General features: G+C 40.9%; 30 protein-coding genes. 24 read left to right on the forward strand and 6 right to left on the reverse strand.

Annotated elements, in window-relative coordinates:
* Window positions 1-42 precede the first annotated feature (42 nt).
* From ACUXV2_RS05500 to pepF, 7 genes are all read left to right on the forward strand, one after another.
* Window positions 43-1,248 carry a putative glycoside hydrolase gene (locus tag ACUXV2_RS05500; protein WP_446246042.1) on the forward strand — a complete coding sequence of 402 codons (1,206 nt, stop codon included), beginning with the start codon at window positions 43-45 and terminating at the stop codon, window positions 1,246-1,248.
* Window positions 1,249-1,552: 304 nt separating this feature from the next.
* Window positions 1,553-2,125, forward strand: a complete 573-nt coding sequence (locus ACUXV2_RS05505) for a GNAT family N-acetyltransferase (protein ID WP_446246043.1) — start codon at window positions 1,553-1,555, stop codon at window positions 2,123-2,125.
* Between the two features lie 318 nt (window positions 2,126-2,443).
* Window positions 2,444-2,839 carry a transcriptional regulator SpxA gene (gene spxA, locus ACUXV2_RS05510; protein ID WP_032089161.1) on the forward strand — a complete coding sequence of 132 codons (396 nt, stop codon included), beginning with the start codon at window positions 2,444-2,446 and terminating at the stop codon, window positions 2,837-2,839.
* A 457-nt stretch (window positions 2,840-3,296) separates the two neighbouring features.
* A complete protein-coding gene (mecA, locus tag ACUXV2_RS05515; protein ID WP_446246044.1) occupies window positions 3,297-3,968 on the forward strand; it encodes an adaptor protein MecA in 672 nt (223 codons plus the stop codon).
* 144 nt (window positions 3,969-4,112) lie between these two features.
* Entirely contained in the window at window positions 4,113-5,618 is a 1,506-nt protein-coding gene (cls, locus tag ACUXV2_RS05520) for a cardiolipin synthase (protein ID WP_446246045.1), read from the forward strand.
* Between the two features lie 106 nt (window positions 5,619-5,724).
* Window positions 5,725-6,909, forward strand: coding sequence for a competence protein CoiA (locus tag ACUXV2_RS05525; protein ID WP_446246046.1), 1,185 nt, complete (start codon window positions 5,725-5,727; stop codon window positions 6,907-6,909).
* A gap of 87 nt (window positions 6,910-6,996) precedes the next feature.
* Window positions 6,997-8,820, forward strand: a complete 1,824-nt coding sequence (gene pepF, locus ACUXV2_RS05530; protein WP_446246047.1) for an oligoendopeptidase F — start codon at window positions 6,997-6,999, stop codon at window positions 8,818-8,820.
* Between the two features lie 501 nt (window positions 8,821-9,321).
* On the opposite strand, the gene ACUXV2_RS05535 is transcribed toward pepF, so the two are convergent.
* From ACUXV2_RS05535 to ACUXV2_RS05550, 4 genes are all read right to left on the reverse strand, one after another.
* Window positions 9,322-10,119: a ClpXP adapter SpxH family protein gene (locus ACUXV2_RS05535; RefSeq protein WP_446246048.1), complete on the reverse strand. Its 798-nt coding sequence runs from the start codon at window positions 10,117-10,119 to the stop codon at window positions 9,322-9,324.
* A 61-nt stretch (window positions 10,120-10,180) separates the two neighbouring features.
* Window positions 10,181-10,582 carry a globin domain-containing protein gene (locus ACUXV2_RS05540; protein ID WP_446246049.1) on the reverse strand — a complete coding sequence of 134 codons (402 nt, stop codon included), beginning with the start codon at window positions 10,580-10,582 and terminating at the stop codon, window positions 10,181-10,183.
* Window positions 10,583-10,830: 248 nt separating this feature from the next.
* Entirely contained in the window at window positions 10,831-11,469 is a 639-nt protein-coding gene (locus tag ACUXV2_RS05545; protein ID WP_446246050.1) for a lytic transglycosylase domain-containing protein, read from the reverse strand.
* Window positions 11,470-11,532: 63 nt separating this feature from the next.
* On the reverse strand, window positions 11,533-12,117 hold the full coding sequence (locus ACUXV2_RS05550; protein WP_446246051.1) for a CYTH domain-containing protein: 585 nt from the start codon (window positions 12,115-12,117) through the stop codon (window positions 11,533-11,535).
* 129 nt (window positions 12,118-12,246) lie between these two features.
* Between ACUXV2_RS05550 and ACUXV2_RS05555 the strand changes: the two genes are divergently transcribed.
* From ACUXV2_RS05555 to ACUXV2_RS05570, 4 genes are all read left to right on the forward strand, one after another.
* Complete coding sequence (locus tag ACUXV2_RS05555) at window positions 12,247-12,618, forward strand: UPF0738 family protein (RefSeq protein ID WP_446246052.1); 372 nt, start codon at window positions 12,247-12,249, stop codon at window positions 12,616-12,618.
* Window positions 12,619-12,720: 102 nt separating this feature from the next.
* Window positions 12,721-13,386: a GTP pyrophosphokinase gene (locus tag ACUXV2_RS05560; RefSeq protein ID WP_446246053.1), complete on the forward strand. Its 666-nt coding sequence runs from the start codon at window positions 12,721-12,723 to the stop codon at window positions 13,384-13,386.
* 20 nt (window positions 13,387-13,406) lie between these two features.
* Window positions 13,407-14,204 carry an NAD kinase gene (locus ACUXV2_RS05565; protein WP_098352856.1) on the forward strand — a complete coding sequence of 266 codons (798 nt, stop codon included), beginning with the start codon at window positions 13,407-13,409 and terminating at the stop codon, window positions 14,202-14,204.
* Complete coding sequence (locus ACUXV2_RS05570; protein WP_446246054.1) at window positions 14,179-15,123, forward strand: RluA family pseudouridine synthase; 945 nt, start codon at window positions 14,179-14,181, stop codon at window positions 15,121-15,123. Before ACUXV2_RS05565 ends, ACUXV2_RS05570 begins: the two co-directional genes overlap by 26 nt.
* Before the next feature lie 88 nt (window positions 15,124-15,211).
* Here the strand turns inward: ACUXV2_RS05570 and prpE are convergent, their stop codons facing one another.
* A complete protein-coding gene (prpE, locus tag ACUXV2_RS05575) occupies window positions 15,212-15,949 on the reverse strand; it encodes a bis(5'-nucleosyl)-tetraphosphatase PrpE (protein WP_446246055.1) in 738 nt (245 codons plus the stop codon).
* A gap of 234 nt (window positions 15,950-16,183) precedes the next feature.
* Between prpE and mgtE the strand changes: the two genes are divergently transcribed.
* The 5 genes from mgtE to ACUXV2_RS05600 all read left to right on the forward strand — a co-directional run bounded on the left by mgtE (window position 16,184) and on the right by ACUXV2_RS05600 (window position 21,606).
* On the forward strand, window positions 16,184-17,581 hold the full coding sequence (mgtE, locus tag ACUXV2_RS05580) for a magnesium transporter (RefSeq protein WP_446246056.1): 1,398 nt from the start codon (window positions 16,184-16,186) through the stop codon (window positions 17,579-17,581).
* 21 nt (window positions 17,582-17,602) lie between these two features.
* Window positions 17,603-19,465 carry a monovalent cation:proton antiporter family protein gene (locus tag ACUXV2_RS05585; RefSeq protein ID WP_446246057.1) on the forward strand — a complete coding sequence of 621 codons (1,863 nt, stop codon included), beginning with the start codon at window positions 17,603-17,605 and terminating at the stop codon, window positions 19,463-19,465.
* A gap of 113 nt (window positions 19,466-19,578) precedes the next feature.
* Window positions 19,579-20,070, forward strand: coding sequence for a DinB family protein (locus ACUXV2_RS05590; RefSeq protein ID WP_446246058.1), 492 nt, complete (start codon window positions 19,579-19,581; stop codon window positions 20,068-20,070).
* A gap of 74 nt (window positions 20,071-20,144) precedes the next feature.
* Window positions 20,145-20,921 carry an enoyl-ACP reductase FabI gene (gene fabI, locus ACUXV2_RS05595; protein WP_446246059.1) on the forward strand — a complete coding sequence of 259 codons (777 nt, stop codon included), beginning with the start codon at window positions 20,145-20,147 and terminating at the stop codon, window positions 20,919-20,921.
* A gap of 172 nt (window positions 20,922-21,093) precedes the next feature.
* Window positions 21,094-21,606: a CotO family spore coat protein gene (locus ACUXV2_RS05600; RefSeq protein WP_446246060.1), complete on the forward strand. Its 513-nt coding sequence runs from the start codon at window positions 21,094-21,096 to the stop codon at window positions 21,604-21,606.
* 66 nt (window positions 21,607-21,672) lie between these two features.
* On the opposite strand, the gene ACUXV2_RS05605 is transcribed toward ACUXV2_RS05600, so the two are convergent.
* The gene (locus tag ACUXV2_RS05605) at window positions 21,673-22,113 is read right to left on the reverse strand and encodes a CotY/CotZ family spore coat protein (protein ID WP_446246061.1); all 441 of its coding nucleotides are present in this window, start codon (window positions 22,111-22,113) and stop codon (window positions 21,673-21,675) included.
* A gap of 99 nt (window positions 22,114-22,212) precedes the next feature.
* On the opposite strand from ACUXV2_RS05605, the gene ACUXV2_RS05610 reads away from it, so the two are divergent.
* The 8 genes from ACUXV2_RS05610 to ACUXV2_RS05645 all read left to right on the forward strand — a co-directional run bounded on the left by ACUXV2_RS05610 (window position 22,213) and on the right by ACUXV2_RS05645 (window position 26,509).
* On the forward strand, window positions 22,213-22,611 hold the full coding sequence (locus tag ACUXV2_RS05610) for a DUF1360 domain-containing protein (RefSeq protein WP_446246062.1): 399 nt from the start codon (window positions 22,213-22,215) through the stop codon (window positions 22,609-22,611).
* Between the two features lie 264 nt (window positions 22,612-22,875).
* Window positions 22,876-23,343: a sporulation protein gene (locus ACUXV2_RS05615; RefSeq protein ID WP_446246063.1), complete on the forward strand. Its 468-nt coding sequence runs from the start codon at window positions 22,876-22,878 to the stop codon at window positions 23,341-23,343.
* An 11-nt stretch (window positions 23,344-23,354) separates the two neighbouring features.
* Window positions 23,355-23,825: a stage V sporulation protein AC gene (gene spoVAC / locus ACUXV2_RS05620; protein WP_446246064.1), complete on the forward strand. Its 471-nt coding sequence runs from the start codon at window positions 23,355-23,357 to the stop codon at window positions 23,823-23,825.
* Entirely contained in the window at window positions 23,825-24,841 is a 1,017-nt protein-coding gene (gene spoVAD, locus ACUXV2_RS05625) for a stage V sporulation protein AD (RefSeq protein WP_446246065.1), read from the forward strand. Before spoVAC ends, spoVAD begins: the two co-directional genes overlap by 1 nt.
* 19 nt (window positions 24,842-24,860) lie before the next feature.
* Window positions 24,861-25,217, forward strand: coding sequence for a stage V sporulation protein AE (gene spoVAE, locus ACUXV2_RS05630; RefSeq protein ID WP_446246066.1), 357 nt, complete (start codon window positions 24,861-24,863; stop codon window positions 25,215-25,217).
* A 15-nt stretch (window positions 25,218-25,232) separates the two neighbouring features.
* Entirely contained in the window at window positions 25,233-25,931 is a 699-nt protein-coding gene (locus ACUXV2_RS05635; RefSeq protein WP_446246067.1) for a DUF421 domain-containing protein, read from the forward strand.
* Window positions 25,932-26,003: 72 nt separating this feature from the next.
* Complete coding sequence (locus ACUXV2_RS05640; protein WP_175988484.1) at window positions 26,004-26,123, forward strand: YjcZ family sporulation protein; 120 nt, start codon at window positions 26,004-26,006, stop codon at window positions 26,121-26,123.
* A 125-nt stretch (window positions 26,124-26,248) separates the two neighbouring features.
* Window positions 26,249-26,509, forward strand: a complete 261-nt coding sequence (locus ACUXV2_RS05645; protein WP_446246068.1) for a stage VI sporulation protein F — start codon at window positions 26,249-26,251, stop codon at window positions 26,507-26,509.
* Window positions 26,510-26,609 lie beyond the last annotated feature (100 nt).

Here is a 26,609-nt window from a genome sequence, read left to right on the forward strand (position 1 = left end):
TACAATTTTTAGTAGATATTTATTTTTATAGAGGAGAGGTTAATGTTGAAATGGAGTAAGCTGGCGGCATCTTTCTGTTTATTCACAATGTGCGTATTGCCCATTCAATCGGTGAAAGCAGAAACTGGAGAAACACCAGTAGAAAGCGATCATGAGAAGAGAACTCTTTCATTGAGTAAAAAGGAAGTTCCTGCTTCGGCCCCCCGGTTTGTGTACGATTCAGGCTATTCGTTCGAATATCCGGATGCCATCAGGGGAGTATATGTAACCGGACATTCAGCCGGTGGAGAACGCTTCAATAAATTGACGGACTTAATCGATTCAACGGATTTAAATGCCATGGTAATCGATATCAAGGATGATCATGGGTATGTTACATATGAGCCGGAAGCGTCTTCCCCATATGCAGAAGTAGGGCAGCCTTATATTAAGGATCCTAAATCACTGCTTAATACAATGGAAGAAAAACAAATTTACCCGATTGCCCGGATCGTTGTATTCAAAGATACTGTTCTGGCAAATAAAAAACCAGAGCTTTCCTACAAAGATGGAGGTAAGGTGTGGAAAAACGGACGGGGGGAATCTTTCGTCAATCCATTCCTTAAAGAAGTATGGGATTATAATGTCGGAATTGCAATAGAAGCAGCAAAAATGGGATTCCAGGAAATCCAGTTCGATTATGTACGATTCCCTGAAGGCTTTGAAAAGAGAGACAAAGAACTTGAGTATGGTACCGGCGATTATACAGATAAAGAAGTAGACAATGTCCAAAAACGTGTTCAGGCTGTAACGGATTTTGTTGAATACGCTCATGAGCAGTTAGATCCTTATGGTGTTAAAGTATCTGTTGATATTTTCGGTTATACTGCAACTCTGCCGGAGGCACCTGGAATCGGACAGAACTTCACAAAGATTTCTGAGCATGTCGATGTTATCTCTTCCATGATCTATCCAAGTCACTGGACGCCATACTTCGGAATTGCAAAACCGGATACCGAGCCATATAAATTAGTGACTGAGTATGCTAAATTGGAAAATAAAAAACTGGCTGAGTTAAAGAATCCTCCAATTTCAAGGCCATGGCTTCAAGACTTCACTGCTTCCTGGTTAGGCAGCGGAAATTACAAAGTTTATGGCAAAGCCGAAATCGAAGCACAAATCAAGGCGTTGAATGATCAAGGAATCAAAGAGTTCCTGTTGTGGGATGCAGGAAACTCTTATACAGAAGGTGTGGATTATACCCCTTAACAGTAAAAAGCTTACTTACATTTTTGTAAGTAAGCTTTTTAGTTATGACTTGTCATATTTAATACGTATATTGGCAATGTGTATTGAGGGGTGATGGTTGACAAATCACCTCATATTGTTATGATTAAATTGGTAACATTAACCGCTTGAAACCACAATTCCCCCTTAGCAGGAAACATTTCCTGCAAAACCGTATTTAAATCATTTCCACAGAAAAGACTAACAACTAACGTAAACCAATCAATGATGAGAAAAGTAGTTTTGTCCGTTAGTCATCAAAAAAATCATTTGAAGGAGTAGGTCCATGCACTGGTATGAAAAGCTGAATCAATATTTCCCGGTAGAGGAAATGAAATCGAAAGAACATCTTGAAACTTTACTTAAAGAACGAAGTGATATCTATCATAAAGATGAAGGACAGTATCATGTATTGATGTATGCTGAGCTGGATGACTTTATATTTATTGATTATCTTTTTGTTTCAAAGGACGCAAGAGGACAGGGACTTGGTCATAAACTTCTTGAGAAGCTGAAGAAGAAGAATAAACCGATCATATTGGAAGTGGAACCTGTCGACTACGAAGATACCGACACAGAAAAGCGCTTGAAGTTCTACAAACGTGAAGGTTTCAATCATGCGGCAAGCATTGGCTACGCCAGACGTTCATTGGCAACCAATGAAATCAACGAGATGGAAATCCTGTATTGGGCACCAAATGAAGAGTCCGAAGATTTAATATTTGAGTCCATGAAGAAGACGTATGAATTAATCCACACCTATAAAGACGAGAAATTCTACGGAGCATCTTATCAACCAGTAGAAGAAGTACTCAAACTGGATGAAGACCGCGATGAAGATGTATTAAAAGGTGTATGAATAGGTAAACAGTAAAAACCTTATTGCGATTCGCAATAAGGTTTTCTAAATGAAAATATGAAGTCGTGAAAATAATGTTTAATCCCATGGAAAGACGGGTAGTTAAATTTATATAAACAGATTATATAGCTTATGTTAAACTAATGTGTAAGAAGTTTGACAAATTCATTAAAAGTATGTTCAACTTCTCGCAATTCATGTATAATACATAATAGAGATTTCTTATTTAAACTTATTTTAAATAACGCACTTTGTTTAAATATAAAATACTCTATATAATACTTACTACTATAAAATATTTAAGGGAGTGTGAATGACGTGGTTACATTATTCACTTCACCTAGTTGTACATCTTGTCGCAAGGCAAAAGCTTGGTTAGAAGAGCATGAGATTCCATATACAGAGCGTAACGTTTTCTCTGAACCCTTAAGCATTGATGAAATTAAAGAAATCCTTCGCATGACAGAGGATGGAACGGATGAAATCATTTCTACCCGTTCAAAGACTTTTCAGAAGCTTAATGTCGACTTAGAAACATTACCGCTGCAAGAATTATTTGAGCTTATTCAAAAAAATCCTGGATTACTAAGACGTCCGATCATCCTGGATGAAAAGCGTTTACAGGTAGGATACAATGAAGATGAAATCAGACGTTTCCTTCCTAGAAAGGTTCGCACATTCCAGCTTCTTGAAGCTCAAAGAATGGTTAACTGATAAATCATTCACGTTCCCTGCATGTTATCACAATGCCGGGAATATACAATTAATAGGGGCTAACCCTGAAAGGACGTTCTGTTTCCTTGCGGGTTAGTCTCTTTATTTTTTCCCCCTTAGCCAGCCTGGTTACTTGTGGAAATCGAAGTCTTGCACGGAATCGGGAAGCGGAAATGAAACTTTACACTAAGTATTATCACTTGAATTTTCTGCAAATATTAGCTAGAATGTCAAAAACACATAAAAATAGTCCAATCTGCTTAAGTGAAAAATGGGTGTTATTTTTATTCCATTTAGAGTGCTGATAACATAAAATAGAAGTACAAGGTACAAACTAATTTAAATGTATCTTAATCTTCACCAACAAGTCTGACACACCTGCTCAGACAGTCGGGCTTATTCAGCTCAGAGGGTGTAGTCCCTTCACTAACTTTATGCAAGAAGGGAGAGGTGTTAAATGGAAATCGAACGTATTAACGAAAATACAGTGAAATTCTATATTTCTTATGGGGATATAGAGGACAGAGGCTTTGATCGAGAAGAGATTTGGTATAATCGCGAACGAAGTGAAGAACTTTTTTGGGAAATGATGGATGAAGTCCACCAGGAAGAAGATTTCGGTATCGAGGGTCCTCTATGGATACAGGTCCAGGCACTGGACAAAGGACTTGAAGTCCTAGTTACAAGAGCACAGGTTTCAAAGGATGGTCAACGATTTGAATTGCCTATCCCTGAAGATAAGTTAAAAGAGCTTCCAGTGGATGAACGTATTGAGGAACTGCTTGATCAACATTTTCAAATTAAACAGGATCAAGAGGAAGATACAGAAGTTGCGTTGGATTTCACATTAAAGTTCAAAGACTTTGAAGATGCCATTTCATTATCGCAGCGGCTCAAGGAGATGCCGGTTGAACATCTGACCACAAAGTTACTTGCTTTTGAAAATAAATATTATCTTTACATTAATTTTTCAGAGGAGCACTTCTCAGAAGAAGAGATTGACAATATGCTAAGCATCTTTCTCGAATACGCTGATGAGTCACGAATGACTGTTCACCGTCTTGAAGAGTATGGGAAGATTGTTGTCGATCAAAACGTATTTGAAACACTAAGTGCATACTTTTCATAAGTTCGAATACCGGTTTCATCCTGAAATCGGTATTTTTTTATTACTTGTCTCTGTTATTTTACTTAATAACGAAGTGAATACAGCTCAATATAAATAGACGATAGAAAAAATTGCATAACTTGAGTTCATGGGATGGTGTATTGGATGAAGAATACGGTGAAAGTACTCTTGTTCATCGCGGTGATTGCAATCAGTTATTTTTACATTTTAGATCAATATTTAGCAGGTATGTTAAAGTACGTTAGTTTGGTATTTACGTTTTCTGTCATCATCATAGGGTTTTTAATATTTATCGAAAATCGTCATCCAACCCAAACGCTTACCTGGCTGGTTGTCCTTGGAGCATTCCCTTTTCTTGGTTTTATCTTTTACTTGCTATTTGGAAGGAATTATCGAAAAGAGAAGATGTACAAGAAAAAGTACATTTTAGATAAGGAGACGTACAATAAGTACGAACCGGGGCCTAAAGATATGAACCCGGAGATGTTCGGATTTTACCAGGAAAAGCATGTTCAGCTTGCACAACGGATCGGCAACAGTGCCATTTCCTTTTCAAGTGAAACGAAGGTATTGACGAATGGACAGGAAACGTTCGGAGAGATATTACGCTGGTTAAAAACGGCGAAGCATCATATTCACATGGAGTATTATATCGTGCGCCATGATGATATTGGAAATCAAATTAAAGATGTATTAATCGAACGAGCGAATGAGGGTGTAAAGGTCCGTTTCCTTTATGATGCTGTGGGGGCATGGCAATTATCAAATCAGTACATTAAAGAAATGAAAGTGGCAGGCATCGAGGTTGTCCCGTTTGGTCCAGTGAAAATCCCTTTTCTCAATAATAAATTCAATTTCCGAAATCACCGGAAAATCATTGTGATTGATGGGAACATCGGCTTTGTCGGCGGTTTAAATATCGGGGATGAATACCTGGGGAAAAATCCAACTTTCGGTTTTTGGAGGGATACACACTTATTTGTAAAAGGTGATGCAGTCCGGACACTTCAGCTTATCTTTCTCCAAGATTGGTATTACATGACCAATGATGATTTTCTTACGCCGGGTTATTTAAGCCCGGATCCTGTAAGTGAGATCAATGACGGCGGGGTACAAATGATTGCCGGAGGTCCTGACAATGAACTTAGTGTATTGAAGAACCTCTTCTTCTCCATGATTACATCCGCGCAGGAAAGCGTTTGGGTGGCATCGCCATATTTCATCCCGGACGAAGATATTTTCTCCGCTTTGAAGATTGCTGCCTTAAGCGGAATCGACGTCAGACTGCTTGTTCCTCATAAACCTGATAAGCGCATTGTCTTTCATGCTTCACGCTCTTATTTTCCGGAACTATTGGAGGCGGGAGTGAGGATATACGAATATCAAAAAGGGTTTATGCACAGTAAAATCGTCATTGTCGACAACGAACTGGCATCAATCGGGACTTCCAATATGGATATGAGAAGCTTTCATTTAAACTTCGAAGTGAATGCTTTCCTATACAAAACAAGCAGTACAAAATCGCTTGTGGAAGAGTATCTGAATGATTTGGAGCATTCAGTCGAGCTTTCACACGAGGAGTTTCAAAAACGGCACATGGGGTATCGGATCCTGGAATCGACCTCCCGCTTAATGTCACCGCTATTATAATGGTCAGATGATAAACCCAAAATGCTCAAAGGATCATTTCCTTTGGGCATTTATTTTTGCAGGATTTTACAAGTTTTTGCCGAATAGGAGATAGAGGAGGTGTTCCATGTTAACAGCTTTACTAGATCGTCAGCCCTTCACCACAATCCATCATACAAAAGAAGAGTTACTGAAAATAAGAAATACCATGTCACCGTTCCTCTGTCCCCATTGCTCATCTCCCTTAATCCTGCGAGTCGGAAATATGAAAATTCCGCATTTTGCCCACACCTCAAAGTCTCCTTGTATTCTTGGATCAAAGAAAGAAACACCCAATCATGTTTTAGGTAAAGCGCTATTGTATCAAAGGCTATTGCAGCTTTTTGAGGACGTGAAGCTTGAGTGTTATGTAAAAGAGCTGAATCAGATCCCGGACCTGCTCATCACAATGAAAGGGGAGCTTGTCGCAGTTGAAATTCAATGCTCTACCATCCCCCTGTCAGAAATAAACCAAAGGACACAAGGGTATAGAAAAAAGAAAATTCACCCCCTATGGATGTTAACCCAGCCGCTAACTTCCAGGGATCCTCTCAGATTAACAGGATTTCAACAGGGGTTCATTCGATTTTCTGAGGACCTTCACTATTTTCTTCTCCACTTCGACCCGGAGAAGAAATCCTTTACGATTTTCCCCCATCTTATCCCGATAACGGCAAACTCATTTTTCTCATCAAAGCCGATATTCATCCCGCTGCATAGATTCAATCTGCCGATTTCGATTGCCCCTCAGAAAGATTTTGATTACCAATTTTTAAAAAGCTGGATGCATTACAGAAAAAAATGGATGCAGAATAAAATAAACTTCCCCCGGTCACGTAAGGACAGATTCCTGATCGAAGTATACGAAGAAGGTGATACGTTTCTTTATTTACCTCTGTTTATTGGCGTGCCTGTCATCCCGCACATGAATATTTGCAAAACCCATCCGGTCGAATGGCAATATTATATCTGGAAAGATGTGATCAAAAAGAATCGTACCTTTACAAAGGAGATGATCAGTCGAGCCTTTAACCGGCGATTTTCAAAGGGAGAGATTGAGATGAGGGATTTCCCGCTTTCATCCGGCCCAGGCATAAATGAATTAATAAGTGATTATCTTCATGTATTGGAAGAAATAAACGTCATTAAAAAGCATGAGGGAATAAGTCACAGCTTAACAAACGATTGGATCTGTCCAAAAAGCTTCAATGAATTTCAACAGCATGAACGTGATTTTTTTCCAAAGTGGAAGCATATATTAAAAAAGGACTAATAAAGCTTGTTTTCTTGCAGGAATATCCAGGATAAGAGAGAATGTAACTATAAGGAATAGTCTGTAGATTCAGAATGGAGGATGAATATGTCAAAAGACACAGTAACAAAAAGTCTGCCAGCAAGAGATGAGGTAGAAGAAAGTCTAACATGGCGTCTGGAAGATATTTTTGAAAGCGATGAAGCTTGGGAGACAGAATATAAAGAAATCAAAGGTTTGACAGATAAAGCAGAGGAATTCAAAGGAACGTTGGATCAAAGTGCTGAACAGCTGTATAAAGCGCTAACCTTCCAGGACGAGATCATGGAAAGAATGGGAAGGGTCTATACATACTCTCACATGCGTTATGACCAGGATACAACGAATTCACACTATCAGGGTCTGGATGACCGTGCGAAAAGCTTATATACTCAGCTGGGAAGCAAATTTGCTTATCTCGTACCTGAAATCCTTTCCATCGATGAAGGGAAGCTTCAACAGTTCCTTGACGAAAAAGAAGAATTGAAGAAATACCAGCATGCTTTAGAAGAAATAAACCTTCAGCGTCCACATGTATTGTCAGCTGAAGAAGAGGCGCTGTTGGCACAAGCTTCTGAGGTATTCAGTGCAGCGAGCAATACGTTTGGGATGTTGAATAACGCAGACCTGGAATTTCCAAGTATCAAAGATGAAAACGGGGAAGAAGTGGATATCACTCACGGACGTTTCATTCGTTTCCTTGAGAGCAGTGACAGACGTGTGCGGGAAGAAGCGTTTAAAAAAGTATATGAAACGTATGGGAAATTTGAAAATACGTTCGCCTCTACCCTAAGTGGAGCTGTGAAGAAGGATAATTTCACGGCGAATGTAAGGAACTACGATTCAGCCCGTCATGCAGCCTTATCGAATAACAATATTCCTGAACAGGTATATGACAACCTTGTGGAAACGGTGAATAAGAATCTTCATCTGCTCCAGCGCTATGTAAAGCTCCGTAAGAAAGTACTGGGACTAGATGAAGTCCATATGTACGATTTATATACCCCTCTTGTAAAAGAAGTAAAGATGGAAATCGGCTATGAAGAGGCAAAGGATATGATTCTTAAAGGACTTGAACCACTTGGGCAGGATTACGCAGACGTCCTTCAAGATGGGTTTGATAACCGCTGGGTGGACGTTGTGGAGAACAAAGGAAAAAGGAGCGGGGCTTATTCTTCAGGGGCCTATGGCACGAATCCGTATATCCTTATGAACTGGCAGGACAATGTCAATAACTTATTCACTCTGGCACACGAATTCGGGCATAGCGTGCATAGTTATTACACCAGATCTGCACAGCCTTATACGTATGGCCATTATTCAATTTTTGTGGCAGAAGTCGCTTCAACGTGCAATGAAGCATTACTGAATGATTACTTGTTGAACACGATCGATGATGAAAAGAAGCGTCTGTATCTGTTAAATCATTATTTGGAAGGTTTCAGAGGCACGGTGTTCCGACAAACGATGTTTGCAGAATTTGAACATTTAATCCATAAAAAAGCACAAGAAGGGGAAGCATTGACTTCTGATTTTCTTACTAAGGAATATTATGCCCTTAATAAGAAATACTTTGGTGATGATATCTCCATCGATCAGGAAATCGGACTGGAGTGGGCGCGTATCCCTCACTTCTATTACAATTACTATGTATATCAATATGCGACCGGGTTCTCTGCAGCCACTGCGTTAAGCAAGCAAATCCTTGAAGAAGGGGAACCTGCCGTTGAACGCTATGTCGAATTCCTGAAAGCAGGAAGCTCGGATTACCCGATAGAAGTATTGAAGAAAGCTGGCGTCGATATGACTACCTCTAGACCGGTGGAAGAAGCCTGCAAGGTGTTTGAAGAAAAACTAAATGAAATGGAAGAATTATTGGAGAAGCTTCAATAAAACATAGAGAAAGGGAGGTGGCCTTAAGAGCTCCTCCCTTTCTCTATGACTTAAATCCCTTAAACCGGTTCCTGTTTCCAAACGAATAAATAAAAATCAATAGTGATAGAAACAAAATCGGAGCTGTGATAAAGAGTGGGATAAGATTCATTAATCCCAGGATATGAATGAGAAAGCTGATGATGATTAATAAAACCAGAATCAAAAACTTAACGCTTATTCTCATGGTCGATCCCTCCGCGGGCGGTTTATATACTATATGACAAGCTCAAGAGGTTCATACATGGATTTTGACAATATTGTGAAATACCATACAAACAACTTGCCAATACAAGTTTAGACATGATATAGTATCAGTGTGAAGTTGATCACAAGCAAACATATACCCCTTTGTTTGACCGTGAAAAATTTCTCCCATCCCCTTTGTTCGTATTGAAAAGCCGATGTTGGAAACAACATCGGCTTTTCCTGTATTTCATGGAATTTATTATTTTACAATAGCTATTCAGCGATAAATCTCCAAAACGTTCCATGCTTTGCAGGTATTTTTTTTACTTTCTGCTGCAGGGTCCATTTCTTCATTTGCTTTTCTACCTCTTCAATTGACAAATCATACACAACGGCAATTTCTTTTGATGCTACCAGGCGGTAATATTTCATAAAGTCTTCAAGTGCAGGCAATGGTTTTTTCTCGGGTTTCATTGTCAGCATCTCTTCAATGATATGGACGTAAACCTCGTAGGAATACAGACCTGTAACCTTCAAACCTTCATCTTCGATATTTTCATTAAAAAAGACAAGAGTTGGAATTTCATCGACTTCCATTTCCGTCGTGATTTTTATATCACATTGAAATGCTTTTGATGCTGAGTATGAGTGAATATCATTCATAAACTCATTAAGATCAAGTTTCGCTTCCTTTGCGCACTCCTTGAGTACGTCAAAATTTGATATATCCTGTTTCTGAAGGAATAACCGCTCCTGTAAAAAGCGTAAAAATCGTATGCCCGAATGCTTACCTTGAAGCTCTGCCGCTTTGATGGCAAAAGAAGCAATATAAGGTGAATCGATGGGATTGTCAATCCATAAACTTCCATCGCAGGACATTCCAGAACGGCTGGCGGTTTTCTCCCATTTCTGTGCCAGATCCTCTTGCTTTCGCTTTGTTGTAATGTTTAATGAAGAAAGCTGGCCGCTTAGGATATACCGGATACGAAAGTATTGGCCGTATTCGATCCTTAGCTTTTTCAATATGGGTTCCAATGCCCAGCATTCCGGACATAAAGGATCTACAAACATATATATCTCCAGTGGTTTCTTATCGGCTCCACAAGAATTAAGCGGATTTGAGTTATTTAAACTAGTCAATGTTGGCTCTCTCCGGTGTCTCCGTATTTACCATATGATGTGCAGTCAAAACAAGTCTGTGATAAAAGTCTTCTCTCACTTGGCCATCAAGTTCCACATCATCCATTGCGTCATGCATACAGCTCAACCATGCTTTTGCTCTTTCTTCAGTGATCGGGAAAGGCAGATGCCTGGCTCTCAGCATAGGGTGGCCGTGTTCTTCGGTATAAAGAGGGGGACCGCCCAAATACTGAGTAAGGAATTGTTTTTGTTTGCGGGCCGTCTCTGTTAAGTCTTCAGGAAAAATAGGTGCCAGCAAAGCGTGTTTGGACACTCTATTATAAAATGCATCAACTAGCATGGAGAGTTTCTTTTCGCCGATTAAGTTATAAGGCATTTTCGGTTTCTCGACCATAAGAAGGACTCCTTTTTACTTAGAATGTAAGTTTATTCTAGCAAGCATTCATGTTTATCTCAAACAAATAGCCTTGATAGGGCACGATTCTGTAAAGTTAGTGTTGCCAGATTGGGGTCGGTTATCCTGTCATTTGAATTGAGATACACTCTGGGAATCATACGATCCAATAACGGCAACAAAAAAAGAGCCTTGTAATAAGGGCTCTTTTTTATACTGACACTGACATACTTAACATATCCAGGCAATCAGGAATAGAACGTATTCGATACTTTTTCTACATATGAGTTTGTTTCTTTAAAAGGAGGTATTCCATTGTACTTGTCGACATTCCCCGGACCGGCATTGTAAGCAGCAAGTGCCAGTTCGATGTCCCCGTTATACTTATCCAGCATCTGTTTTAAATATCTGGTCCCTGCAAAGACATTTTCTTCAGGATCAAAAATATTTTCCACCCCCAGGCCCCTTGCAGTGGAAGGCATCAACTGCATCAATCCTGATGCCCCTGCAGGACTGACAGCATCAGGGTCGAATCCTGATTCATGCTGGATCACAGCCTGTATCAGCTTTTTCGGGAGGTGATACGTATCTGCCGCTCTGGAGATGATATCGTCTATTGATGCCGGAACCTGGAGTTCGGATCTATTTAGTGCTGACAGGGATATTGGAGGTTGTGAAACGGTAAAGGCCGGGTGCGTTGTAAGCAAGCGATTTACAGCGCCAAGCGTATTGCCTGGAGTTGAGTGGCTACCATCGTTATTTAAAGCCTGGGTAAATATCTGCTGAAATAAGTCATTGCTCCCGCTGCCTGCATTTATAGAGGAGACGGACCCCAGTTTATTGAGTGCCTGGAGTTCCATCATCACTTTTAATTGTTGAACATTCATACTAATGGCTCCTGTCTATTTAGTGGGCGGTCATCCTTTATATCGGAAAATGCGATATGAGTTTTACATTTGATTTCTTATTTTTTCCCGGTAAAAACGTTTTATTTTATTCTCTGTATCCCTTTTGGGTATCCCATGTTCCTTTAACAGATCAGAAAAGATTTTTTCTCCCTGCTTATAATCTTTCACTTCATATTCGAGTTCAAAGTCCACTTTATCAAAATAGGAACTTTCATCAAAAACAAGTAAACCACCTTCAAACTTCATTTCAGCTCTCTTTGTGGTTAAAGACCCAAAGTGTTGAATCGAAGTGATGGTTACTCCAAGGCTTTGAAGGAATTCTCTTACTTCCCCGTCCGGAAAAATGCCTTGTTTTAATAGCTCGTCTGCTTCTTGTTCAGAAAGGGGTTGATTCGTCTCAAGGAGCCCTTCTTCCATTGGTGTTTTCAACGTCAGCATGAAGGTTTTCTTTTTTTGCCGGATTCTTAATGCAGACTGCCTATTCTTCAAAAGGAAGTCAGGGGTATCGAAATAATGGTTTACCTGGATATTGAAATCTGTTTCATTTATCGAGAAATTCTTGAGTAATTGCATGAATTCTTCTTCTGCTAACAGGTTCTTAAATTCGATTTCAATTTCTTGTGACAAAGAATAGCATCCTTTCATTGCTTAATACTTGTATTATCTCTTTTATAGAAAGGAACTTCAATGTTTAGATGTAAATCGTGTCTTATGATAAAATAAGACTGATTGTTTTAAGGAAGGATGAATATAGCCATGAGAAAAATCGTTCAATTCAACGAAGCAACATTTGAAAATGGTGTTTTAAACTTACATACGGAACAAACTGACTTGTTAAGAGGAATCAAGCCTGCTTCTCAAATCATTGCAGACTCTGACCGATTCGCCTTCGTTTATCTGGCAGAAAATGAAGAGGAATACGTATACCTGTATTTAGAAGAAGGAATCTGGGGAGAGTTGAGAAAAGCGCTGGAAGAGAATGCTCCAGTTATGGTGAAAAGCTCAGAGGAAACAGTGGAGTTAGACCAATTTCATGATGAACTAAACTATCTCATCAGTAATATAGAAGGAAATGGGAATTACGGCGACGAAATGGTTAAGAAGGTCGAATCCGCTTTTATCGATTAATTCTCTTAAGCAGGTATAAGGGCATACTAATTACTCTCAACATTACCAGCTTTTTAAACCCTGAAGAAAGAAACAGAGTAATGTTTCAAAAGAGGTGAGGGAATGAATCATTGGGAACAATTTCTGGCTCCCTATAAGCAAGCAGTAGATGAGCTGAAAGTGAAACTGAAAGGAATGCGCGGTGAATATGAATTTCAACAAACTCATTCTCCGATTGAATTTGTGACTGGACGTGTAAAGCCGATTGCCAGCATCCTTGATAAAGCGAACCAAAAAGGGATCTCTCTTTCAAACATAGAGGCAGAGATGCAGGATATAGCGGGACTCAGGATGATGTGCCAATTCGTGGAAGATATACATGTAGTGGTGGAGCATCTCCGTCAACGGAAGGATTTTACCGTGATTGAAGAAAGGGACTATGTCACCAATAAAAAGCCAAGCGGCTACAGATCCTACCATGTCGTCGTCGATTATCCTGTCCAGACGATCCAGGGTGAGAAAAACATCCTTGTAGAAATTCAGATCCGGACGCTGTCGATGAATTTTTGGGCAACAATTGAGCATTCTTTGAATTATAAGTACAGCGGCCAATTCCCCGAAAGAATTCGAATGAGGCTGCAAGGTGCTGCGGAAGCGGCTTTTCGCCTGGATGAAGAAATGAGCCTGATTCGTGAGGAAATCCAGGAAGCACAAGCTATTTTCACAAACAAAATGGAAAAAGATAAGAGGGGCAGCGGCACAACCAATAAAAGAATCCACAAACAGTGAGACGAAGGGGGTCAAAACGAATGAAGTTTGCTATTACGTCAAAAGGTGATTCGAAGTCCAATACACTGATGCACAAGATGAGAACCTACTTACAGGATTTCAATTTGACATATGATGAAGACCAGCCTGACATTGTCATCTCGGTAGGGGGAGATGGGACACTGCTTTATGCCTTTCACCGTTATCGATCGAGGCTGGATAAGACCGCCTTTGTTGGAGTACATACGGGTCATCTCGGCTTTTATGCAGACTGGGTGCCAGAAGAAATCGAAAAGCTAGTCATTGCCATTGCAAAAACGCCTTATCAAATTATTGAATATCCGTTGTTGGAAACGATCATCCGTTATCAGCACGGGGGGAAGGAAACGCGGTATTTAGCTCTGAATGAGTCTACAGTGAAGAGCGTAGAGGGTACCCTCGTCATGGATGTGGAAATCAGGGGACAGCATTTCGAGCGTTTCAGGGGAGATGGATTATGTCTGTCTACTCCTTCAGGGAGTACAGCGTACAATAAGGCACTCGGGGGAGCCATCATACATCCGTCATTGCCGGCTATCCAATTTGCGGAGATGGCATCCATCAATAACCGTGTCTTTCGTACAATCGGATCCCCGCTTATCTTACCGGCCCACCATACTTGTATGTTAAAGCCTGTCAATGGCCCGGATTTTCTTGTGACGATCGACCATCTTTCCCTTCTGCACAAAGATGTGAAATCGATTCAGTATCGTGTCGCAGATGAGAAGATCCGATTTGCCCGCTTCCGTCCTTTTCCTTTCTGGAAAAGAGTACATGACTCTTTTGTGGCAGATGAATAAAGGATATTCGCTTCAATGGGTCATCCCCTCTGCTTTTGAAGGAAGGCTGCTGAGGGAATTCCTTATTGACCAGAAGATTTCCAAACGGACACTGACCTCGGTCAAATTCGATGGGGGATCAATTTCCGTCAATGACACAGAAGTGAACGTTCGTCACGTCCTGGAGGCAGGCGATGTTCTCAAACTGGTCTTTCCGCCTGAAATAGGCAGTGAAAAATTAATGCCTGAAAATCTGCCTTTGAAGATTGTATATGAAGATCGGGATGTCCTGGTTGTCGAGAAACCATGGGGCATGTATTCAATCCCGTCAAAAGAACACAGTGCAGGCACTCTGGCGAATAGACTCGCAGGTCATTACGAGACATGCAGCTTGGCAGCAGCGGTTCATATCGTCACAAGGCTCGACCGGGACACATCTGGATTAGTCCTTGTAGCCAAACACCGGCACGTGCACCATTTATTTAGTCTTCAGCAGCAGGAAAGAGAAATTTCACGGACTTATGAAGCTTTGGCTGAAGGAGTCATGAACAGCATTGAAGGAGTCATCGAACAGCCTATCGGCCGCAAAGATACAAGTATCATCGAAAGAGAAGTCCGTCATGACGGGCAATATGCCAAAACCGCATATCGTGTCCTTGGCCAGTATTCAGATACCGTTCATTTATCCCTGCGTCCATTTACAGGAAGAACGCATCAAATACGGGTACATATGGCATCAATCGGACATCCTCTTCTCGGTGATGATTTGTACGGAGGAAAAATCAAGGTTATGGAGCGGCAGGCACTTCATTGTAGTACCCTATCTTTTTTTCATCCCATGAATAATGAATGGATGACATTTGAGAGTCCGCTGGCAAGTGATATGAGAAGCGTTCTGATACGTTTAGCGCAGAAAGAAAAAAGAGATTTCCCGTGTTGATCTTCGACGGGGATCTCTTTTTTTAGTTCAGTTTAATCGTGCAGGAGGAAGGTTCAACGATTCCTGACAATGAAGAAATATAACATGTTTATGGAAAGGTACGGAATTTTTCCTCTGTAAATGGCATGCTTGAAGGTACGCTTATCAATTCCAATTCAGGATAACGAAAAGCTGTCAACTTTCCACCAAATACAGCACCCGTATCGATATTGACTGTTTTATTCATCATTCTGGGTTCGAGTACGGGAGTATGTCCATAAATGATCCAGGCATCACCCTTGTAGTCCTTTGCCCAATCTCTTCTGACGGGTGTACCGTCTTCATTTACTTCACCGGTGATGTCACCATAAAGAACAAATGTTTTAACTCGCTTATTCTTTTTTCCTATGTATTCCTCCTTGATTCCTGCATGAGCAATGATTAATTTTCCCTCATCCAGTATTTGATAGAGAGGCGAACCTTCGTATAAGTTAATAAATAAAGTCTTATACACGCTTCTTTCTTTCTCTGTAAGAGCACTTAATTCTGCTGTGGTCGTTTCTAGACCATGCAGGATCTTCACATTGTTTCCTAAGAAATATCGATAAAGCTTATTACAATGATTACCCGGGACATAGTAAGCTTCTTTTTCATCTTGAAGGGAAGCGACTACACTTATCGTTTTTAGTGAGTGTGGTCCCCGGTCAGTCAAGTCACCGACAAATGCAAGCTTTCTTCCTTCAGGGTGACGAGGGAGCCCGGAATCCCAATCATAACCAAGTTTTTCAGTCAGGTTTCTAAATTCCTGGAAACATCCATGTATATCCCCTATTGCATCAATCTTCATTTTGCACCTGCTTTCTATTCCTGGAGAAACTTTTTTCTTTTCATTTCATTCGTTTTATGACATATTAATGGTTCAGTGTGTGAAAAAACGGGAGCATTTATTCATCATTTTAGTTTGAAAAATTGCCGGAAGCAAAAAGAAGGTTGTTGTGCTAAGTTAGCGGGCGACATTTTCAAAAAGATTTGCTAGTATTAATACGACTAAACGGGATTAACATAAGGAGGGTGTGCCTTAATGAGTGAAGCAGTCAAAGAACAAAACAACGAGAAAGAAAAGCAGGACAAAGAAATGTACGATGAAGAGCTTCTCATTAGAGCCCTTCTGCAGGAAGATTTGGATTTGTTCAGATCGGAATTCACTCAGTTACACTCCTATGATCAGGCTAAATTCTTTTCAAAGATCGAGGATGAACTGAGAATTCGCCTTTACCATTATCTATCTCCGGAAGAAATGGCCGAATTGTTCGAAAGTCTTGATATAGATGAAGAAGATTATCAGGAACTACTCGCTGAAATGAACCCATCCTATGCAGCTGAGATGCTTTCGAATATGTATGCGGATGATGCGGTAGATGTATTGAATGAACTTGATAAAGATCAGGTTGTCAGCTACCTGACCATCATGGATGATGATTCAGCCAGAGAAATAAAAGAACTCCTTCATTATGAAGAATATACCGCTGGTAGTATAATGACTACAGAGTTTGTGGCAATTTCACAAAATCAAACAGTCCGATCAGCCATGTATATTCTAAAGAATGAAGCTCCGAATGCAGAAACGATTTATTACATTTATGTAGTAGACGACGATAAGAAGCTTGTGGGAGTTATCTCTTTAAGGGATCTCATCATCAGTCATGATGACGTCATGATTTCTGAAATCATGAGTGAAAGGGTCATGTCAGTCGGTGTTAGCGAGGACCAGGAAGCCGTCGCCAGACAAATGAAGGACTATGATTTCCTTGCCTTGCCGGTTGTTGATTTTCAACAGCATCTGCTGGGGATCATAACGGTCGATGACATCATGGATGTCATGGAAGAAGAAGCATCGGATGACTATTCCAAGCTCGCAGGTATCGCCGATTTGGATTCGATTGACAGGAACCCTTTCAATGCAGCTAAAAAACGACTGCCGTGGCTGATTGCGCTGCTATTCCTAGGAATGATTACAGCGAATCTCATCGGGCGGTTTGAAGCAACCCTTGATAAAGTAGCCATTCTTGCGGTGTTTATCCCGCTTATAGCGGGGATGGCAGGGAATACTGGAACACAGGCACTTGCTGTGGCTGTTCGTGGAATTGCCACAGGGGATTTGGAGAAAGAAAGCAAGCTTTCCCTCATCATTCGCGAAGCAGGTACCGGACTTATTACCGGTACGACATGCGGAATCGTCGTCAGTCTGATCGTTTACGTTTGGAAAGGCACTTTTTTTCTTGGATTGCTGGTTGGTATTTCGGTATTCATTTCTTTATTTGTTGCAACATTGGCGGGTACACTGGTACCCCTTTTCATGCACCGATTGAAAGTCGACCCTGCAGTAGCATCGGGTCCATTTATCACGACCATAAATGATATCATCAGCACCCTTATTTATTTGGGGTTGGCTACGATGTTTTTAAATTACCTTATATAAAAAGAAATGGGGGAGAACACCATGGAACAGCATGCCTCTGTAACGTCACTGGTGATCGTTATCATTGTCGCTTTTTTAACACCTATTTTACTGCATCGTTTTAAACTGAATTTCATTCCTGTGGTGATTGCTGAAATCATCATGGGCTTGGTGATTGGAAAGAGCGGATTCGACCTCGTTCATCAAGATATGTGGCTAGAAACTTTATCGACATTCGGATTCATCTTCTTGATGTTCTTGAGCGGTCTGGAAATTGATTTCAAAGCATTCTCGAACAGCAAGAATAAAAAAGATATTCTTCCGAGCGGTAAGGAAGAACCGAACCGTCTGAAAGTGGCAACCATTATTTTTATCGGGATTTTCTTCGTTTCTCTCGGACTTTCTTACTTATTTGTATTTTTTGGTTTGATAGAAAACGCCTTTTTGATGACCTTGATCATTTCGACCATCTCATTGGGGGTAGTCGTCCCGACATTGAAAGAGGCTCATATATCACAGACCGCAATTGGTCAGATCATCTTGCTGATTGCTGTTATCGCCGATTTGGTGACCATGATCCTTCTTGCTGTATTCGTCTCCCTTTATGGAGAAGGACACGGTAATATGTGGCTGCTTCTCATTCTGTTTGGAGTGGGAGTCATCCTTTATCTTTTAGGCAAGCGTATGAAAAATAATAACTTCATTAAAAGTCTGTCGACAGGCACTGTGCAGATTGGGACACGCGCTGTCTTCACACTTATTATCTTGCTTGTGGCTGTGTCGGAGACAGTTGGGGCCGAGAATATCCTCGGAGCTTTTTTGGCAGGGGTGTTGGTTTCTCTACTGTCACCTAATCAGGAAATGGTACAGAAGCTCGATTCATTCGGTTACGGGTTTTTAATCCCGATTTTCTTCGTCATGGTGGGAGTGGAACTTGATCTTCAGACATTGCTGAGCGATAAGAAAATGCTTCTCTTGATTCCTTTATTGCTGCTGGCATTCCTGATTTCAAAAATACTGCCGGTCTACTTGTTGAAGATTTGGTATGATACCAAAACCACCTTAGCTTCGGCTTTCTTGCTTACTTCCACTCTTTCACTCGTTATTGCTGCTGCAAAAATCGCTGAAAGAATGGATATCATCACTAGTCAAATGAGCGGAACATTAATTCTGGTGGCAGTCATTGCATGTATCATTACACCGATTCTCTTTAAAAAGCTCTTTCCGCGGGAAAGCGCAAATGAAAAGAAATTGAAAGTAGTGTTCTTGGGGGCAAACCAGATGACCATGCCGGCGTCAAGGGAACTTCAATCTTCACTATATGAATCTGTCCTTTATCATACCATTCAAGATAAATCGGATAAGAACTTTGCAGATTCATTGTTCAAAATCAATGAAATCGAGAATTATGATCTCGATACATTAGAAGAATATACCGTGTTCGAGGCAGATATCCTTGTGATTTCGACCGGGGATGAAGAGGCGAATGCAACCCTTGCCATCGCTGCTAAAGATAGAGGAGTAGAACGCGTCATTGCAAGGGTTGAAAGCCCTGATATGCACGAAACCCTGAGAGAACAGGGTATCGAAGTTTATTCCGTGTTCCTCTCGACCAAAGCGCTGTTGAGAGCTATGATAGAATCACCTTCAGTGATGAATATCCTTACAAATCAAGAAATGTCACTGTACGAAATAAAAATGCAGAACAGTCAGTTCGAAGGGATGACCCTGAGAAAATTCCCATTTACGGGGGATGTCATCTTTGTCCGTATTTTCAGGGGCAAAGATTCCATCGTTCCGCATGGCGACACAGAACTCCATATGAATGACCGGTTGATCGTGACCGGCTCTAAAGAATATGTCGATGAACTGAAACGCGAACTTGAATTCTGTGAGTATTGTTAATGGTTTGTTGAAGAAACTCCCCGGTCTCCCGGGGAGTTTTCTTTTTGACAAGATGGAGGATTTTCGCTCGTTGGTACCTAATTAGTTATATAGAAGGAAGGAGATGATGAATAATGTGGGAAACAAAAGTGATAGAGATAAGAAAAAGGCTAGAGGAAAGTCTGGAAGGAATGTCCTTTGAACAATTAAATAAAAAACCTTCAAAGGATGAGTGGAGCGTCGCCCAAATCATCCTGCACCTTTCAGGGGCAGAGACGCGTTTTATTAACCTGGCACTCGAAGCTGCCCAAGGGCAATCGGATGGTGGCGGGGAAGCAGTAGACTTAAGCGTGTTTAAAGATAAAAGCAAGAAGCTTAAAGCACCAATCGACCCAGCTGAGGAACCTCAAACAATTGAACAATTAATGGACGCTTTGCAAACGTCAAGAAGCTTAACAGAAGAGTTTATAAAAAGCTATTCTGAACATGACCTTGCCGAAAAAACGATGGATCATCATCGATTTGGAATCATGCCGGTATGGCAGGTCCTCGAGCTGCTGGGCAGACATGAAGCGAGGCATATTGATCAAATAGAAGAGACGAAAACGAAGATATCATTGAATTGAACCTTTTCTTTTTCTAATGTTTCATGTAGAATTAGTAGCAGGTACTAATAACTTGTAACAATAGGAGGATTACAATGACTCTTTCATTAGAAGGCAAAACATTTGTCGTCATGGGTGTTGCCAATAAACGAAGCATTGCTTGGGGGATTGCCCGCTCGCTTCACCAATCAGGTGCAAGATTAATTTTTACATACGCAGGGGAACGTTTTGAAAAAGGTGTTAGAGATCTAGCCGAAACATTGGAAGGCGGAGAAGAATCTCTAGTGCTTCCATGTGACGTAACGAGTGATGAAGACATAGAGAAATGCTTTTCTACAATCAAAGAGGAAGTCGGAGTGATTCACGGCCTGGCGCACTGTATCGCTTTCGCAAATAAAGAAGAGCTTGCCGGCGATTATATGAATACGACAAGAGACGGATTCCTTCTTGCGCATAACATCAGTTCTTATTCGTTGACTGCAGTTGCAAAAGCTGCCAAGGATCTAATGACCGAAGGCGGAAGCATCGTGTCCATGACCTATTTAGGCGGGGAGAGAGTGATGCAGAATTATAACGTAATGGGAGTGGCGAAGGCATCGCTTGAAGCAAGTGTCAAATACCTCGCAAGCGACTTAGGTAAGCACGGAATCCGTGTAAATGCCATCTCTGCAGGTCCGATCCGTACACTTTCCGCCAAGGGAGTGGGTGACTTCAACTCCATCCTTAAAGAAATTGAAGAGCGTGCACCACTGCGCCGCAATACAACTCAAGAAGAAGTCGGAGACACTGCCGTGTTCTTATTCAGCGACCTCTCAAGAGGGATCACTGGAGAAAACCTTCATGTTGATTCTGGGTATCATATCCTTGGTTAAAATGATATAAACATAAAATCCCGCTGCCTTACAATGGTCAGCGGGATTTTTGTTTAGCTATGTCAAAGATAATAGCGGATTTTATTGTACACAGAAAATTCCACCCAAAAATGAAACTGACATGCACCATTTGCATACATATAAAAGTGGAGATGAATGGGAGGTGTACTTCATGAAAAAAGACAAAGCATCGAGCAAGGAACCTTTGTTATATATTCAGCAGCCAAAACTGCAGGAAGTCAAAGGGAATATGCAAGTAGTGTATCGTTCCACTAAATCAAAAGAGAGAAAAGAAAAACGTTCAACTCAACCAATCGAAAGCCAGATAGAAAAAACGCATGATGAAGCAGAACCAGTAAAATCAAAAAAGCCTGACAGGGAGTTAAATGAGGAAACCAAGGCTCATCCCCAGCTTGCCGCGGGAGAATCCAAGTCTGCAATTACCTCTTTCAAAAGGCTGAAACCATTTAAAGAACTGAACCTTGAAGAAAAACTGAATTATATTTCAGCCAGCATCAACGGGAAAGTGCCATTCCCTTGTGAATTCAGCACAGATTCAGCTGCTTATAAAGGCGTGCTTATCGATATGGACGAATCTGACATTAAGCTAAAGACATTCCGCGGAGAAGAAGTGTCGATTGCAAAAGACTCATTGAAATCAATTAAGATGATAGGCTTACACTAAAAGAAGCCAGGCGGGGTATCCCGGCTGGCTTTTTCTTACAGGTTTCAGTCACTGATACCTGACTTATCAATCTTCACATAAGTCAACGAATACATCTTTGATACATTGAATCGCACAGAAGCAATCCAGGTCAACTGTTACACAGTCGCCTGTTAATTCCCACTCAATCATATTATCTTCCGTGTCTTCGACCTTATCTGGCTTCAGTACTTGTAAAGTAGCACAGCAGTTGTCAAATACATCTTTTACACGGAAAAATGGTGATTTCCATTTGCTTCCTTTGACATGTGCTTTGAAAGTATCACCGTTTTTCAGGTATAACTTAAAGACACGGGTATTCACACGGTTAGCAGGGCTAACCATCGTTCCCAGCGGCTCAAGGAAACAGTCATTACGGCATTCGTTGCATTCGTCACCAGCGTCTTGAATATCCTTAATAGCGCGAACTGCTTGACATACACAGCTGAGATCTTTTTTACCAAAATCTCTATCTCTTCCGCAACCCATATAAAGTTCCTCCTTAAAATAAATTTCATTTACATTACTAACATATTGTGGTGTAGGCGATTAGGTAACGGACATCTGCCCTCTTTTGGAAATTTGGGCTTGTATATATTTATCATCCGAGAAAGGAAGATCGATTTGGAGTTCACTTTCGTACAACTCGTATCCCTGGGTTTTGCCATCTTTCGACTGACGCATTTGATCGTTTTTGATAAAATAACCGAGTTTATAAGGTCCCCTTTCTTTGATGAGGTTGTGGAAGAGGAGAATGGGGGGGAAGAGATTTACCTGATTCCAAAGACAGAAGGCTTAAAAGGCTTTGTGGGTAATTTGTTATCCTGTTACTGGTGTACAGGAATATGGGTAAGTGTGTTTTTATACGGCGGTTACCTATGGATTCCTTTTATTTTTGGCCCATTTATAACATTGCTTGCTGTTGCAGGTGTTGCAGCTGTAATTGAAGCCGCAGTCCAGAACTGGAATGAATCGAGTAGTAGGTAATTAGTGGAAACAAGCACACCCCTTTTCACATATAATGAAATATCAACAAGAGAAGGGGGCATGAAATTGATTAAATACAATGGCAATAACCCGATTAAACCAACAAAAACGACATCAAATTATAAAAAGAAAAAAGACTGCGGATGCGGATCGAATACGAAGAAAAAATAGATTGCTCATATAGAGCGATCTTTTTTTTTTTCATAAAATTAGACTTTAGGAAAAAAATAAGGGGTGAGTATATTCAAAAATGAGGGATGAAGTATGAAAAAATACGTAATTACAGGGGTTCTATCCTTTTTGCTAGTTGCTGGTTGTGCTAATAAAGAAGATGGAAAAGACAGTAAAATTGCTCTTCTTAAGGCGACTGATCCGCCTCCGATTGAACTGGTCGATAACCCTGAAACGGATAGCTTTGGACATGCAATAAAAAAGAAGCTGGCTAAAAAAAAGGAACTGTATGATGTTGCTGTCATTCAAAATAAAGAAGAAACATTGGTCGTTTATAAAGTGAAGCATTTACAGCGTTTCAAAATGAAGAAAATTGAAAAGGATATGGAAAAATATCTCGAGGATGAATATCCCGGGGAGGATTTCATCTTATCAAGCGATTATAAAATCTTTTTGGAAACGGTCCGTTTAAAAGAAAAAGTCCAGCACAAGTCGATAACCGATAAAGAGGCTGAAAAAGAATTCAAGAATATTATCGAGCTTCAGAAGGAGAAGACATAGGAGGGATACTTGTGGGAAAAACACCGAAAACACCAGAGCAGCAAAAATATGAAAAATTGGAAAAACAATATGAAACCAAAAGGCCCCTTTTAAAGAATGTCACTAAGGCATTTTTTGTTGGGGGAGCAATTTGCCTGATAGGGCAGGCGGTAAGTTATTTTTATATATACTTTTTTAACTTCACGGAGCAGACCGCTGGTAACCCGACAGTCGCCACCATGGTGTTCTTTGCGATGATTCTCACCGGATTTGGCATTTATGACCATTTAGGACAGTTTGGAGGAGCGGGGAGCGCAGTACCTGTCACAGGTTTCGGGAATGCTGTTATTTCTGCAGCGATCGAACATAAAACAGAAGGCTATGTTCTTGGTGTAGGTGGGAATATCTTTAAATTGGCTGGATCCGTTATTGTCTTTGGTGTATTTGCTGCATTTGTGGTTGCCTTAATTAAAACGTTATTAATTCAATGGGGAGTGATTTAATGCTTAAGGGTTCGAGATCATGGGTCTTCCCTGCACAGCCAGCGATCCTCTCTACTGGAGTGGTCGGGGGGCCTTTCGAAAAAAAGGGCAAATTGGCAGTTGATTTTGACAGGTTTTACGATGATTTATGGTTGGGACAAGACTCATATGAGAAAGCCAATCGGGTCCTTATTGAAGATGCAGTAGAGATTGCACTTGAAAAGCAATCCCTTAAAAAAGATGATGTTCAATTCTTTTTAACCGGAGACCTGATCAATCAGATTACTCCTTCAAGCTTTGCTGCACGTTCATATGCCATTCCTTATTTCGGGTTATTTGGTGCTTGCTCCACATCCATGGAGGGTCTTGCCCTGGCGGGGTTTATGGTCAATTATCAAGGTGCCGATAAAGTGGTAACGGGAGCTTCCAGTCATAATGCAGCCACGGAAAAACAGTTCCGTTACCCGACTGAATATGGCGGTCAAAAACCACCTACTGCTCAATGGACAGTCACGGGGGCAGGTTACGCAGTAGTGGGAAATGGTGCAGGGATTTCAACTCCTTGTCCGAGAGTTACATCCGCAACAATCGGAAAAGTGATTGATATGGGCTTATCAGATCCCTTTAATATGGGAGGAGCAATGGCACCGGCAGCTGTTGATACGATAGCCGGTCACTTTCAGGATTTGGGAAGGGATCCTTCCTATTACGATTTAATTGTAACAGGGGATCTTGCTGCAATCGGCAGACAGACAGCCATGGAAATGCTGAAGGAAAAAGGATACTCCCTGACCGACAAGCAATACCAGGACTGCGGTTTACTTATATATGGAAAAGATCAGCCTGTTCAGTCGGGGGCAAGCGGTCCGGGCTGTTCGGCGACCGTACTGTATGGGCACTTATTGAATGAAATGAAAAAAGGGACGTATAAACGGATCTTAATGGTGGCGACCGGTGCGTTGTTATCGCCAGTTACTTTTCAACAGGGTGAAACGATTCCATGCATTGCCCATGCTGTGTCCATTGAATTTTTGTAATGTTAAGGAGGAAGAGTATATGATAGCGATGTTCTTTTGGTCATTTGTCATAGGAGGAATCATCTGTGTCATTGGACAGTTAATGTTTGATGTAGCAAAAATGACACCGGCACATACCTTAAGTTTCTTAGTGGTGGCAGGCGCTGTACTTTCAGGGTTTGGATTATATGAACCACTGATCGATTTTGCCGGGGCGGGTGCGACCATACCGATTACAAGCTTCGGGAATGCGCTGGTAAACGGTGCGATGCAGGAATCACAAGAACACGGCCTTGTAGGAGTATTAACAGGCATGTTCGAAGTAACAAGTTCCGGTATATCGGCAGCGATCGTTTTTGGATTCATTGGTGCGCTCCTTTTTAAACCAAAGGGGTAATGGGAGGAATGAAATATGCCTGAATACTTGCAAGTAGCTTTAAGAAGCTTGTTCATTCTCCTTTCTTTGTTTTTCATTACAAAATTACTCGGAAAAAAACAGCTGTCAAAATTATCGTTTTTTGAGTATATCACCGGCATCACTGTAGGCAGCATTGCCGGTACACTCTCAATGGACCTTGGCCTGCCTTTGAGTGAGGGACTAATGAGCATCTTACTGTGGTTCTTATTTCCATTTCTGTTTTCATATCTTTCACTTAAAAGCAGTAAATTCAGAAGGTTTACGGAAGGGGAGCCTGCTGTCTTTATTAAAGATGGGAAAATAGATGAAAATGCGCTTAGAAAGGAACATTACTCGATTGATGAACTTCTTGAACAGTTAAGGAAGAAGGATGTTTTCAGAGCTGCGGATGTTGAATTCGCCACGTTAGATACTAACGGGGATTTGAGCGTGATGCTGAAAAAGGGAAAACAACCGCTGGTAAGGGAAGACATAATGGCTGAATTCCAACGCTCGAGTCCTCCGCAGGCGGTTATTGAAGACGGAAAAATCGATGAAGCCGCCTTATCAGAAATCGGATATACAAAATCATGGTTAATAAAAGAACTCTCAAGAAGAAAGCTCACTGCAGAGTCGGTCTTTTTGGCCCAATTGGATCATGAGGGCAATCTGACATTCGATCTCTTCAATTGGACAAACACACAACAAAATTAATAAAAGCCCATACGGAATAGACCTCACTTACATATGTTATAAGTGACTAAAGGTAAAGTGAGGTGAAGCTGAATGCCTTACGGATATGGATATGGTTATGGCTGTGGATATGGCGGAGGTTATGGATCAACTTTTGTCTTAATCGTCGTCTTATTCATCTTGTTGATTATCGTTGGAGCTAGCTTCTGCTAATTCAGAAGCGAAAAGCAAAAGGCAGAATCCTCGTATAGAGAGATCCTGTCTTTTTTCATGAAAATTATCACGCTCTCCGTTTTTTTACATATGATGCTTATAGTTAAAAAGGAGGCGGTTTACTCATGAATAACAACTTTTTTAAGAATCTTGAACAGAAGACAGGCGTCAATATGAACGAAGTGTTCGAGCTTGCCAACTCATTACAAAATGCCAATTTCAAAGATGAAGCAACTGTGAGAAATGTCATTAAGCGTGTTTCCAAAATTGCCAACAAACCTGTGAATAAAGAAATGGAAGATAAAATTGTAAAGTCAATCGTGAACGATGGGAAGCAATTGGATTTCGGGACCATATCCAATATGCTTAACAAAGGGAAAAAATAATTTTTTTAAAAGAGAATGGACATAAATGAGCGTGCAGGCACGTACTTTATGTTAATTCTCTTTTATTTTTGCACCGGGCTGCCATTATGGACAGGCGTCA

It is taken from the genome of Rossellomorea sp. NS-SX7, from assembly GCF_052828565.1.